Annotated in this window: 15 protein-coding genes and 4 pseudogenes; 7 read left to right on the top strand and 12 right to left on the bottom strand. The window is 38.3% G+C overall.

The genetic code is table 11. The features are described from left to right. Window positions 1-129: 129 nt before the first annotated feature. From ACLV7W_RS02135 to ACLV7W_RS02100, 8 genes and pseudogenes are all read right to left on the bottom strand, one after another. Window positions 130-1179: a DUF389 domain-containing protein gene (locus tag ACLV7W_RS02135; protein ID WP_411865348.1), complete on the bottom strand. Its 1050-nt coding sequence runs from the start codon at window positions 1177-1179 to the stop codon at window positions 130-132. Next, a complete protein-coding gene (locus tag ACLV7W_RS02130; RefSeq protein ID WP_001253404.1) occupies window positions 1176-1499 on the bottom strand; it encodes a potassium channel family protein in 324 nt (107 codons plus the stop codon). Before ACLV7W_RS02130 ends, ACLV7W_RS02135 begins: the two co-directional genes overlap by 4 nt. Before the next feature lie 13 nt (window positions 1500-1512). Further along, complete coding sequence (locus ACLV7W_RS02125; protein WP_000397556.1) at window positions 1513-1854, bottom strand: hypothetical protein; 342 nt, start codon at window positions 1852-1854, stop codon at window positions 1513-1515. After that, window positions 1779-2081 carry a TMEM175 family protein gene (locus tag ACLV7W_RS02120; RefSeq protein ID WP_004240734.1) on the bottom strand — a complete coding sequence of 101 codons (303 nt, stop codon included), beginning with the start codon at window positions 2079-2081 and terminating at the stop codon, window positions 1779-1781. The genes ACLV7W_RS02125 and ACLV7W_RS02120 overlap by 76 nt, the downstream gene beginning before the upstream one ends. 717 nt (window positions 2082-2798) lie before the next feature. Further along, window positions 2799-3848, bottom strand: coding sequence for a DUF389 domain-containing protein (locus ACLV7W_RS02115; RefSeq protein WP_049502406.1), 1050 nt, complete (start codon window positions 3846-3848; stop codon window positions 2799-2801). Between the two features lie 184 nt (window positions 3849-4032). After that, window positions 4033-4270 (bottom strand): annotated as a pseudogene (locus tag ACLV7W_RS02110) (ABC transporter); the annotation flags it as partial. A gap of 75 nt (window positions 4271-4345) precedes the next feature. Continuing rightward, window positions 4346-5320, bottom strand: a complete 975-nt coding sequence (locus ACLV7W_RS02105; protein ID WP_411865347.1) for a sensor histidine kinase — start codon at window positions 5318-5320, stop codon at window positions 4346-4348. Further along, window positions 5313-5990, bottom strand: coding sequence for a response regulator transcription factor (locus ACLV7W_RS02100; RefSeq protein WP_000548991.1), 678 nt, complete (start codon window positions 5988-5990; stop codon window positions 5313-5315). Before ACLV7W_RS02100 ends, ACLV7W_RS02105 begins: the two co-directional genes overlap by 8 nt. A gap of 155 nt (window positions 5991-6145) precedes the next feature. On the opposite strand from ACLV7W_RS02100, the gene ACLV7W_RS02095 reads away from it, so the two are divergent. From ACLV7W_RS02095 to ACLV7W_RS02080, 4 genes are all read left to right on the top strand, one after another. Continuing rightward, window positions 6146-7219 carry a DUF2974 domain-containing protein gene (locus ACLV7W_RS02095; RefSeq protein ID WP_411865346.1) on the top strand — a complete coding sequence of 358 codons (1074 nt, stop codon included), beginning with the start codon at window positions 6146-6148 and terminating at the stop codon, window positions 7217-7219. Between the two features lie 237 nt (window positions 7220-7456). After that, window positions 7457-7960 (top strand): IS110 family transposase, encoded by a 504-nt coding sequence (locus ACLV7W_RS02090; RefSeq protein WP_228112225.1) that lies wholly within the window; start codon window positions 7457-7459, stop codon window positions 7958-7960. Next, entirely contained in the window at window positions 7902-8219 is a 318-nt protein-coding gene (locus ACLV7W_RS02085; RefSeq protein ID WP_228112226.1) for a hypothetical protein, read from the top strand. The genes ACLV7W_RS02090 and ACLV7W_RS02085 overlap by 59 nt, the downstream gene beginning before the upstream one ends. Then, window positions 8182-8463: a transposase gene (locus ACLV7W_RS02080; protein WP_153210213.1), complete on the top strand. Its 282-nt coding sequence runs from the start codon at window positions 8182-8184 to the stop codon at window positions 8461-8463. The genes ACLV7W_RS02085 and ACLV7W_RS02080 overlap by 38 nt, the downstream gene beginning before the upstream one ends. A gap of 225 nt (window positions 8464-8688) precedes the next feature. Here ACLV7W_RS02080 and ACLV7W_RS02075 read toward each other — a convergent pair. Next, a pseudogene (locus ACLV7W_RS02075) lies at window positions 8689-8874 on the bottom strand (hypothetical protein). Here ACLV7W_RS02075 and ACLV7W_RS02070 point away from each other — a divergent pair. Further along, a complete protein-coding gene (locus tag ACLV7W_RS02070) occupies window positions 8835-10361 on the top strand; it encodes an IS1182 family transposase (protein ID WP_411865345.1) in 1527 nt (508 codons plus the stop codon). The pseudogene ACLV7W_RS02075 and the gene ACLV7W_RS02070 sit on opposite strands and share 40 nt — an antisense overlap. 119 nt (window positions 10362-10480) lie before the next feature. Here the strand turns inward: ACLV7W_RS02070 and ACLV7W_RS02065 are convergent, their stop codons facing one another. Next, window positions 10481-10627, bottom strand: coding sequence for an LPXTG cell wall anchor domain-containing protein (locus ACLV7W_RS02065; RefSeq protein ID WP_239822382.1), 147 nt, complete (start codon window positions 10625-10627; stop codon window positions 10481-10483). 21 nt (window positions 10628-10648) lie between these two features. Continuing rightward, window positions 10649-10708 (bottom strand): annotated as a pseudogene (locus ACLV7W_RS02060) (cell wall anchor protein); the annotation flags it as partial. Window positions 10709-10960: 252 nt separating this feature from the next. Between ACLV7W_RS02060 and ACLV7W_RS02055 the strand changes: the two are divergent. Next, window positions 10961-11086 (top strand): annotated as a pseudogene (locus tag ACLV7W_RS02055) (IS30 family transposase); the annotation flags it as partial. A 71-nt stretch (window positions 11087-11157) separates the two neighbouring features. Further along, window positions 11158-11787, top strand: a complete 630-nt coding sequence (locus tag ACLV7W_RS02050) for an MBL fold metallo-hydrolase (RefSeq protein WP_153210131.1) — start codon at window positions 11158-11160, stop codon at window positions 11785-11787. Window positions 11788-11881: 94 nt separating this feature from the next. Here the strand turns inward: ACLV7W_RS02050 and ACLV7W_RS02045 are convergent, their stop codons facing one another. Further along, window positions 11882-12646 (bottom strand): hypothetical protein, encoded by a 765-nt coding sequence (locus tag ACLV7W_RS02045; protein ID WP_153210130.1) that lies wholly within the window; start codon window positions 12644-12646, stop codon window positions 11882-11884. Window positions 12647-12655 lie beyond the last annotated feature (9 nt).

Below are 12655 nucleotides of genomic sequence, written 5' to 3'. Positions count from 1 at the left end.
TCCTAGCTACCTAAAAAGCAACAACTATTTCAGCTGTTGCTTTTTATCTTTTATTTAATCTGAGCTAGTAGTGATTGGTCAAACCACCACACAAGATTTGCTTTCATGAGTTGGATAAGATCAATATCCTCATTCCTTGTCTGCTTCATTTTCTTTTACGAGATCTTTTTGTGAATCCTTTTCAGAGAGTTTTTGATCGATATACTTGTTAATGGTTTCATAAAATTCCTTGGTCGTATTACTGTCTAATTTTGTCGAATTATGAACTTGATTGACTTTCAATTGAACAGATTGAATACCGTAAGAGGCTTGTTTTTGGTGGAGCGTTTCTAATTCTTCTTCTGAAATCGGATCTCCAACAACCGTCAAGACCAATTCATTGTTCCTTGACTTGTAGACTTGATTAATGACCGTATGATTGGCGAACTCTTTTCCTACAAACTGTTTGATTCCTTCTTTTCGCGCTTGATCTATCGTCAGAGTGACTGCTGAATAACTAGCTGGAAGAATCAATAATACAATCAAGGAGATCAAGCCAATTCTCATTTTAATATTTAGCTCTTTAAATGAACTTAAGGGAGATTTTCTCATCAAAATTCTTGTTCCAATAATGTTGGCTAGCATGATAAAGACACAGTTGATCAAGAAAAGATAGAGAGCCCCAAATAAAAATCGTACATTTCCGTTAGCTAAACCATATCCTGCAGTACAGATAGGTGGCATCAGAGCTGTTGCAATGGCTACTCCTGGCACGATATTGTTTGCTTCTTTTTTCCTTGACCCAATTACACCTGCTATCCCACCAGCAATAGCAATGAGAACATCCCAAATGGTTGGAGAGGTTCGTGCAATCAACTCGCTACTTGCATAAGATAAGGGGGAAATCCAGAAATACAAAGTCGAGACAAGCAAACTGACCAATATTTGAGTAAATAAAACCTCTAAAGATTGCTTGATTAAACGCGTATCAAAAATAGCTAAACCAAATCCGAGTCCAACAATCGATGTCATAAGAGGGGAAATCAGCATGGCTCCAATAATGACAGCTGTTGAATTCATATTTAAACCTATAGAGGCAATAAAAATCGCACACATCAAAATCACTGTATCTCTTAATCGAACATGAAGATCATCATATAATTTCTCACGGTATTCCCGTGTTGAATAATTGGCAGTCATTTGTCCTCTCCTCTTTCCTTATTTAAATCGGTATAATAATTAATAATAACAGCTGATAAACAGCCAAAAAATATGAGCCCATAAATCGTCAAGAAGACACTGGTAATCCTTCCAATCAAGGTCACAGCTAGGAGATCCCCGTAGCCGACAGTCGTCGAAGTCACAAAAGCATACCAAAGACCGTCTCCGTAATTTGTGATAGCAGGTTCAACTAGGAAAAGCACGCCTCCTGACCCAAAAACAAAGGTCACAAAACTCAGAGCAAACCGAGTAAAACCCGTAACCTGTATAATATGCCATAACATTTTTAAACGTCTCATTTGTTCTCCTTATTCATACTAGCTCCTGACCGAGCCGTTTTTTCCAATAATCAAAGTGAAGATAGGACATGATCTCCATCAGAGAAAGATAGACAAACTGATAGATCTGATTTAAGCTGATTATCAACTGATATTGTTTGAAAAATGACTGGAAGAAAGACCAGATATGACTGTCTTGAATCAGTCCCTTCTTAACATCAGACAGGATATTAGCTAAAGCTCCCAAGGACTGAAACGGTAAATCCTTGACATTTATATAGATCCGGTCCACCACATCATTCAGACTGGTATCTTGGATGGCATGAAATTCTCCAAAGAGAACTCCTGCCGCTCCAAGAGTAGAAACAAATTCCACCAAATAATTTCTGAGGAAATTTTCTCAACCTTTTCCCATAATGTGTTTAGTGCCATCCATAACGATCCCAACCAGAAAAAGGAAAGAAAACAAGCAAAGAAATTTTGCCGTAAATCCCAAAAAGCTTCAAGACTTGGTGTTGTTGGTTTTTCTAACTCTAAAATCAAGATGGTCATAATAATTGCTAGAACAGCATCTGTCAATACAATTAATCTGTCTTTCTTCATCGGATTGCATCCCCTTTCTTTTTTGTAACATTCTATCTTATCGCATAATATTGGATATTCTTTCATAATCCGACTACAAACAAAAATAAACCAAAAAGTCTGTCCCTATTATGCTATATTTAACTCTAGAAGTATTCATCCATCTAATTAATAAGTATATCATATTTCACAATAAATGAATACTATCAAAGATTCATCCCCTTTCACTTCATCATTTAGTGTTGCTTAGATTTATCAAAAACAACCAAATTTGTATTAATTTCAAGTATCACCTAGTTACAAAAATTTGGGGTGAACAGAAAAAGCATCCCGTATTTTTGATACGAAATGCTTTCAATAAGTTTAAATAAGTTTTAACGTTTACTAAATTGTGATGCTTTACGAGCTTTTTTCAAGCCTGGTTTGGAAAGTATGAATTTCAGTTGGACTAAAAACAGCGTAATATCAAGACTTTTCTCCGCTTTTATAAAAGCGTTTTTCCAATCAAATTCAACTAATTTTATCTAAATGGTGTGGATTTTACCCCCAAAATTACAGAGAATGGAGCTGATAAACACTAAACGTTCACACCATTAGTTAAATGATTTTTTTCATCATTTTTCTTAGATGATAGAACTTCTAATTTATTTCTTATTCAAGCAAAAACAACCTGCTATAAGTAAGAAAGAGGAAGATACAAGAAAAACACGGCGTAAAAACCGATTCAGTTCATTGTCCTCAATCCTTGTCTGCTTCATTTTCTTTTACGAGATCGTTTTGTGAATCTTTTTCAGAGAGTTTTTGATCAATATACTTGTCAATGTTTTCATAAAATTCCTTGGTCGCTTCACTATCTAATGTTGGCGAGTTCTGAACTTGATTCACTTTCAATTGAACAGATTGAATACCGTAAGAGGCTTGTTTTTGGTGGAGTGTTTCTAATTCTTCTTCTGAAATCGGATCTCCAACAACCGTCAAGACTAATTCATTGCTACTTGACTTGTAGACTTGATTAATGACCGTATGATTGGCGAACTCATTTTCTACAAACTGTTTGATCCCTTCTTTTCGCGCTTGATCCATCGTCAGAGTGACTGCTGAATAGCTGGCTGGAAGGACCAATAATACAATCAAGGATATCAACCCAATTTTCATTTTAATGTTTAGCTCATTAAATGAACTTAAGGGAGATTTTCTCATAAAAATTCTTGTTCCAACAATGTTGATTAGCATGATAAAGACACAGTTGATCAAGAAAAGATAGAGAGCCCCAAATAAAAATCGTACATTTCCATTAGCTAAACCATATCCTGCAGTGCAGATAGGTGGCATCAGAGCTGTTGCAATGGCTACTCCTGGTACGATATTGTTTGCTTCTTTTTTCCTTGAACCAATGAAACCTGCTATCCCACCCGCGATAGCAATGAGAACATCCCAAATGGTTGGAGAGGTTCGTGCAATCAACTCGCTACTTGCATAAGATAAGGGAGAAATCCAGAAATACAGAGTCGAGACAAGCAAGCTGACCAATACTTGGGTAAATAAAACCTCTAGAGATTGCTTGATTAAACGCGTATCAAAAATAGCTAAACCAAACCCCAGTCCAACAATCGGTGTCATAAGGGGGGAAATCAGCATAGCTCCAATAATGACAGCTGTTGAATTCATATTTAGGCCGATAGAGGCAATAAAAATCGCACACATCAAAATCACTGTATCTCTTAATCGAACATGAAGATCATCATATAATTTCTCACGGTATTCACGTGTTGAATAGTTTCCGGTCATTGGTTACTCCTTTTATTTCATATAATCTTGTTTCTGCATGGATGATGGTAGAGATACTTCTGTCCAATCTTACATATTTTTCTTCTCACCTGTTATTCTTTTGAAAATTATCCTTTAAGTATCCGTTAGTCCATCCTTAACATTATATCAAAAATTTTACAGTCTTTCTCTGACGAAATCTATCAATTGAATAGATAGAGAAACTTATCGTCAACCTCGTGGTAGCATCGACTACTTTAATAACCTCTAGAACCAAACTAAGCATATGATAATCAAAGGCCAAATGGAGAAATGCAAAAATTACAGGAAGGAAGCAAACTGTTAAGATTTGCTTATTAATGGTTTGCTTAATCTGCTTTTGATCTAGACCTACCTTTTCGTTCGTGGTCTTCACATCCCTCAGAGACTTGTTTATAGTAGATAAAATAATTTACTCATATATACAGTTAAAGATTAAAAAGCCCAGTTGTCTTATTCTGGGCTCTTATCTATCATGCTCACTCAATTATCAGATTCATATCGGAAAACTTAATTCTTACTATCGTTCCTTTTCCAACCTCAGACTCAATACGAATCTGGTGCCCCAGTTCTTCAGAAATTTTCTTAGATAGGTAAAGTCCAAGTCCAGATGACTGCTGAGTTAGGCGTCCATTGTAGCCTGAAAATCCACGTTCAAAGACTCGGAGGACATCACTGTTTTTTATCCCGATTCCCGTATCCTTGATACAGAGTTCCTGGCCTTCCATATAAATCTCCAGACCACCTTCCTTGGTGTACTTGAGACTATTTGAGATAATTTGTTCAATGACCACTAGTAGCCACTTCTTATCCGTCACGATTTCTTTATCAAGGTCATGTAGATTGACATTTAAGCCTTTTTGAATAAAGAAAAGAGCATATTTACGAATTATTTCCTTGACCAAGTCCTCAATTTGAACCTGCTTTAAGACCAAATCATCATGAAAACTTTCTAAACGTAGGTACTGTAAAACTAGATTGGTATAGGAGTCAATCTTGAAAATTTCCTGTTCTAATTGCTGCTTTAATTGGCGGTCATCTACTTCTGCAACTAAGAGTTGACTGGCTGCAATGGGGGTCTTAATCTGATGGACCCACAAGGTATAGTAATCAAGTAAATCCGTTAGTTTTCTTTCTGAATCTGACCTCTGCTGATAAAGTTCCATCTCACGCGCTTCTAGTTTCTCAGCCAAAACAATTTCCAATGGAGATTTGGCTTCTCTCTCCCCATAGAGAATTTCCTGGCGATAGACCTGCATTTCCACCAATATGTCCCAAGTGAAAAATAAGATGGTTACAAAGCAACACAGCAGGAAAAAGTAGAGAAAGTAAATTCCCAAACTGGCAAATAAAAACTGAAAGAGCAAAACCAGAAACGTCAAAGAAAGTAGATAGATAAAAAGACGACTACGGGAGCGCAGATAGGCTAGAAAAAATTGTTTCCAATCAAGCATGCTTCAGTCCGTACCCTATCCCTTTCTTGGTCTCGATAAATCCTACCAAGCCCTGCTCTTCCAACTTTTTACGCAATCGAGCCACATTAACAGAGAGCGTATTATCATCAATGAAAAAGTCACTGTTCCAAAGTTCCCGCATCAGGTCATCACGTGCTACGATATTGCCCGCATGCTCAAACAAAACTCGTAAAATCTGGAATTCATTCTTGGTCAAATTCAAGACTTGCCCTTGATAATGTAAATCCATGGATTTGGTATTGAGGATAACACCAGCGTATTCCAGTAAACTCTCGTCACGCCCAAACTCATAGGAACGGCGCAACAAGCCCTGAACCTTGGCTAAAAGAACCTGCTGGTCAAAAGGTTTGGTCACAAAGTCATCCGCCCCCATGTTGATTGCCATGACAATATCCATAGCCTGGTCTCTCGAAGACAGAAACATGATAGGTACCTTGGAAATCTTGCGAATTTCCTGACACCAGTGATAGCCATTAAACAAGGGCAATCCAATATCCATGAGGACCAGATGAGGCTCCGACTGGACAAAAAGACTCAAAACTTCCATAAAGTCTTCTACCAGAACCACTTCAAATCCCCATTCAGAGAGCATTTTCCCGACCTGTTGACGAATGACCTGATCATCTTCTACTAATAAAATCTTGTGCATGCGCTTCTCCTTTTCTATTATTATAACAGATTTTTCCATGCTAGAAGGCCTGAAACTGAATTTGAAAGGGCTTGTTTTTATCCAGTACAAACAGGCAATGCTACTAGCTAATTTGAGGGAAATTTGATAAGATAAATAAAAAGAAAGGAGCTCTTATGGCCAATATTTTTGATTATCTGAAAGATGTCGCATACGATTCTTATTACGACCTTCCTTTAAATGAGTTAGACATTCTATCCTTAACAGAAACTACCTACCTCTCCTTTGATAATCTAGTCTCCACAAGTCCTCAGCGACTTTTAGACCTGGCTCCTCAGGTTCCAAGAGAGCCTAACATGTTGACCAGCAAAAATCGCCTCCAGCTATTAGATGAACTAGCTCAACACAAGCGCTTCAAAAATTGCAAACTCTCCCATTTTATCAATGACATTGACCCTGAACTGCAAAAGCAATTTGCGGCTATGACCTACCGCCTCAATCTCGATACCTATCTGATTGTCTTTCGTGGGACTGATGACAGTATCATTGGCTGGAAGGAAGATTTCCACCTGACCTATATGAAGGAAATTCCTGCTCAAAAGCACGCCCTTCGCTATTTAAAGAACTTTTTTGTCCACCACCCTAGGAAAAAAGTCATTCTAGCTGGGCATTCCAAGGGAGGAAATCTAGCTATCTATGCGGCTAGTCAAATTGAGCAAAGCTTGCAAAATCAGATTACCGAAGTCTATACATTTGATGCGCCTGGTCTCCATCAAGAATTGACACAGACCGAAGGTTATCAAAGGATAATGGATAGAACCAAGTTCTTCATTCCACAAGGTTCCATCATCGGTAGGATGCTGGAAATTCCTGCCCACCAAATCATCGTTCAGAGTACTGCCTTAGGTGGCATCGCCCAGCACGATACCTTTAGTTGGCAGATTGAGGATAGACACTTCGTCCAACTGGATAAGACCAACAGCGATAGTCAACAAGTAGACACAACCTTCAAAGAATGGGTAGCGACAGTCCCTGACAAAGAACTCCAGCTCTATTTCGACCTTTTCTTTGGCACCATTCTAGATGCTGGGATTAGCTCCATAAATGACCTGTCTTCCTTCAAGGCTATCGAACACATTCATCATCTCTTTGTCCAAGCGCAATCCCTCACCCAAGAAGAAAGAGAAACCATGGGACGCCTCACTCAATTATTGATTGATACCCGTTACCAAGCATGGAAAAATAGATAATCCACATAAAAAACTCCAAGCAGGCAGATTCTGCTAACTCATGACAGAAAAAGAAGTTTAGCCTATACTGAAGGCGAACAATACCAAACCGTGGTGTTTAATAGGGCTTTTCCTAGCCTGTATAAAAAACTGGATGAACAAGAGTCGTGAGCTAATTCGAATATGCCTTGAGCATGAAAATATCTTACTAGTAGCCTCTTGTTCTATTGTTCAAATAGTTAACAGGAGGTTTTTATAATGGAAGTCATGATTGAAACGTGTTGTGGTATTGATGTCCACCAAAAATCCATTGTTTGTTGTATTCTAGACTGTCCACTAGATACCAATAAACCAAAGAAAATTCAGAAGAAATTTGGGACAACTACAGTAGCTCTTCGCAATGCCTTAGATTGGGTGGTGAAAAACCATATCACACATGTCTTTTTTGAAAGTACTGGGCAATATTGGCTCCCTCTCTTTACTATCTTTTCAGATTCTGATTTCGTCTTAGTACTTGCCAATCCTCAACATATCAAGAATGTGCCTGGTCGAAAAACAGACATGAAGGACGCTGAATGGATTGCTCAACTCGGCCGTTGCGGACTGATTGAACCTTCCTATATTCCAGCACCTGAAGTGGTACAGCTTCGTTTACTGACACGTCGCATGCGTTCTTACAAGCAGCGTCAAACTCAAGTCAAAAATGAAATTCACAATCTCTTACAACGGGGCCAATATCAAGCTAAGCAGTTATCTTTCTGATATTTTTTCTAAGACGGGGCAAGCACTTTTAAAATTATTCATTAACGGAGAAGCAATTAATGTAGAATCTGTTATCTCTTGTATCCAGAAGCGAGTGAAAGCAAGTCCAGAAGAACTCGTGGAAGCGATGGAAGGAAAGTTGTCACTAGAAGACCGCTTCCTCTTAGGCCAGAGCTTAGAGGAGTGTCAGATGTATCAGGAACTCATTGAAAAATTGACCGATGAGATTCAACACTACATCGAAAAGGAGTTTCCCTGAGGAAAATAGGATACTTCAAACCATTCCAGGTGTGAATGAAAACTGTGCTGCCACTATTCTAGCTGAGATTGGACCAACTGTTACGACCTTTCCATCCGATGCACACTTAGCATCATGGGCTGGGCTCTGTCCAGGGTCTTATGAAAGTGCTGGCATTAAAAAATCCTCACACATCACGCAAGGAAATCGCTATATCAAACAGGCTTTGACCCTGTCGGGATTAATTGCAGCACATTCTATCTAAGGATCCAGCTTTTTCTTCTTTTTACAATCGAATTTCCCAAAGAGGAAGCAAGAGGAAGGCGATTATTGCTTGTGCTCATAAGATTCTCAGAATCATTTACAAACTACTCTTCACCAAGCAGACTTATCAAAAAGAAAAGGCGCTAGGACTGAGGAAACAGTTCTAACGCCAAAACTAAAAAAATTTCAATTACAGTATAGCACAGGAAATGATTTTTTGAGCTTTTTACTGTCTTTTTTCAAATAAAGGAGGTTGGGACAATAGTCTCTTATCTCCAAAAAAAGCAACGGCAAATCCGTTGCTTTTTTGCATGGTTGCGATAGTCTTAGTAAAATAGAATTGCTTAATAAATCATTTAGAAAGGCCATCCCATGCATATTCACTATAACAAAAATCAAACAACTTTACCACTAGAAATCAGTTCTTTCTTACCACAAGACCATCTCGTCTTTACTATTGAAAAAGTGGTGAATACCTTGGAGGATTGTCACTTCCATGCCTTCTATCATGCCTTTGGTCGCCCGTCTTATCACCCTAAAATGCTTATAGCTACTCTTCTATTTGCCTATTCACAAGGGATTTTCTCTGGACGAAAAATCGAAAAAATGATGATTGAAAACCTCGCTATGCAGTACCTAACAGGACCGTTGGTTGTCAGCTACCGCACCATCAATCGTTTTCGAGTCGCTGAAGAGATGGAAGAACTCATACGTAATCTTTTCATGGACCTCAATCTTCGTTTAAAAATGGAAGAGTTAGTGACCTTAAATTGTCTGTTTATTGACGGGACTAAGATTGAAGCCAATGCCAACAAGTATAGTTTTGTGTGGAAGAAAGCGACAGAGAAATTCTCCGCCAAACTGCAAGAACAGATACAGAACTATTTTCAAGAAGAAATCACTCCCCTTATCTATCAAGCTATCGAACTGGATACACAAGAGCCTATCTCCTCAGAGCAGTTGCTTGCATTCGCTCAAGTCCTTGAAGGAGAATTGAAAAAATTGAACCAGGACATTGAGGAGACACCCGTTAAAGGGAAGGATGAACGTAAAACCCCGCGTCGTAAACTCAAGGAAGTCTTGCGTAAAGTCAAGGAGGATTTTTCAGTACGTGCTGAAAAGTATAAGAAGTATCAAGAGACATTTGAAGGGCGCAACAGCTTTTCCAAAACCGATCCAGATGACACTTTTATGCGAATGAAAGAAGATTATATGAAAAATGGCCAACTCAAGGCTGCTTATAATCTTCAAATCGCTACTGAAAACCAATTTGTTCTTCACTATGATGTCTTCTCAAATCCGACAGACACCAAGACTCTTCTGCCATTCCTTGAAACCTATCCGCATGACTTGAAGACAGTTGTTGCAGATGCTGGATATGGAAGTGAAGAGAACCTCCTTCGTTTAGATGAAAAGGGGGTGAACCATCTGATTAAATATGCCATGTTTGACAAGGAACAGAAGAGAGGGTATAAACAGTCAGCTAGAAACTTAGCGAATTGGCACTATGATGACAAGGAGGATAGCTACACACATCCTGATAGCTGGTGCTATCGTTTTCACCATATCAAACATCAGAAAACACAGACGGACTTTCAACAGGAAATCAAGGTTTACTACGCTGATGAACCTGAATCAGCCCCTCAAAAGGGACTGTATATGAACGGACGCTATCAAAACTTGAAAGCTAAAGAATGTCAGGCGCTTTTATCTCCCGAAGGTAGACAGATTTTCGCTCAACGTAAGATTGATGTGGAACCTGTCTTTGGGCAGATAAAGGCTTGTTTGGGTTACAAGAGATGTAATCTGAGAGGGAAGCGTCAAGTGAGAATTGACATGGGATTGATACTTATGGCCAATAACCTCCTCAAATACAATAAGAGAACGACTCAAAATTAAAAAGCTAGAGTTCCGCAATTGGAAATCTCTAGCTTTTTTGTGGCTGAGAACTATTTTGTCTCAGGTTCTTTTCATTTATGAAATTGAATTCCTTTGTTTAATCTTTAATGATTAAAACATTAGTCTTCTTTTTTCTTGCGTGCCACAAGACCAAATCCGCTCAATACTCCAAGAAGTCCAAGAGCTGCTAGGCTAGAGTGATCTTCTGTACCAGTATTAGGAAATTCCTTAGCTGGTTTTGATGGTTTCGCAAGCTCTGGTTTCACAGAAGGAATAATTTTTTCATAAACATGAACTGTGTCGCCATTTGGAAGTTTCTTAGTCTCTACGAAGCGGTAATCTGGAATATCTCTCTTAGGAAATCTTTAAATTATATATAATATAAATCATTACAGTATATAATTTTATATGTTTTATCAGTAGCTGTATCGAATTCACACCCTTCTAAGCCATCTGAATGATAACGTATATTCTTCATTAAATAAACTCAAGGGTGAAGTTTTTTCAATTCCAAATTTGTAAAATTAAGCTAGACAGAAAAAGCCATCTATGTTAAGCTCAGATAAACTACCTCATTTTTCTGAAAGGAACTAACATAAATGACTTATACACATCTTACCACAAATGAACTCGTAATGATAGAGGTTCACTACAAATAAGGTATAAAAGCTCTTGGAAGATCAAAGCAGACCATCTATAAGGTTATCCAATTTTTCAAAGAAGGACTTTCTATATACTTTATTCCCCCTAACTGTGCTATACTTAGCTTAGTACATTCTTTGAGATTGGAGCTAGTATGAAAATCCATAAAACTGTGAATCCTATTGCCTATGAAAACACCTATTACCTAGAAGGTGAAAAACACCTCATCGTTGTTGACCCTGGTAGCCATTGGGAAGCCATTCGTCAGACAATAGAGAGCATCAACAAACCTATCTGCGCTATTCTCTTGACCCACGCCCATTATGACCATATCATGAGTCTGGACTTGGTTCGCGAGACTTTTGGCAATCCTCCAGTCTATATTGCAGAGAGTGAAGCCAGCTGGCTCTATACTCCCGTCGATAATCTCTCTGGACTTCCCCGCCACGATGATATGGCAGATGTGGTCGCAAAACCTGCAGAACACACCTTTGTCTTTCATGAAGAATACCAACTAGAGGAATTTCGTTTCACTGTCTTGCCAACACCAGGTCACTCTATCGGTGGTGTTTCTATCGTCTTTCCTGATGCTCACCTAGTCTTAACAGGGGATGCTCTTTTCCGAGAAACAATCGGACGGACCGACCTTCCGACTGGTAGCATGGAGCAACTCCTTCATAGCATCCAGACCCAACTCTTCACCCTGCCAAACTATGACGTCTATCCAGGGCATGGTCCAGCTACTACTATTGCTCACGAAAAGACCTTCAATCCTTTTTTCTAGCTAGCAAAAAACCAAGGAAACTTTTATCCTTGGTTTTTGTGTACTGCTATTTTGTGACTTTAGAATCTAGCCTAGTTTTAAATTTCATCAAATACTAGTTGACTGGTGCAAATTCTTTCCATTCAAATTTAGCTAAATCAAGTTCATTAGAAGAAATCCCTAAGATTTGCTCTGGCTTTTGATCACTACCAATTTGAAAGATTTCTTCTTTAATCTTCTGGACTCCGTCTTTATCAAAAGCATATAGACTTAAGTTCATTTCTGGTCGTGTTGACTGCCAGTCTGCATATCTGACTTGACCATTTTCATAGATAACTAAACTTGAACGAAAACCACCTGCAGAAGCTACATAAGCTGTATGAAGCAACTTGGGTTGTTTATTCTCTAAATAATAAATAGCTGAAACAAATTTTTCATCCCCAATAAGTAACTCGTCTTGACCATCCTTATTCAAATCAGCAATAACATATTTCCAATCTGGTGCATTTTTATAATCCATTCGAGAGAAAATCAAACCATATTCATCTGAAGCAATCTTGTGTTGTTTATTTTCCTCGTACAAATCTTCTCTATTACCTTGCTTTAAAAGGTCTGTATAATGATTGTACCGCCCTATTACTTCCTCGTACAAATCTTTTCCTGCTTCACTTTTCTTTTCCATTGTTGTTGACGGCGTTGCCATTGAAGAACTTGTACTAGTTTGACTCTCTGACTTCGTAGAGGTTTCCTTCTGTTCCTCTTTGGTAGAAGATGATTGTGTTGCCGAAGGTTCTATTTTTTCATCTTTTTTGTTTTCACCACAAGATGCTAAAACAAAAACAGTAAGAATAGCTGAAAATATCATTAAAAATTTCTTCATATTAACCTC

This window comes from Streptococcus mitis (assembly GCF_965111735.1).
Lineage (GTDB): Bacteria > Bacillota > Bacilli > Lactobacillales > Streptococcaceae > Streptococcus > Streptococcus mitis_DR.
This window is presented reverse-complemented; position numbering and strand designations above follow the sequence as displayed.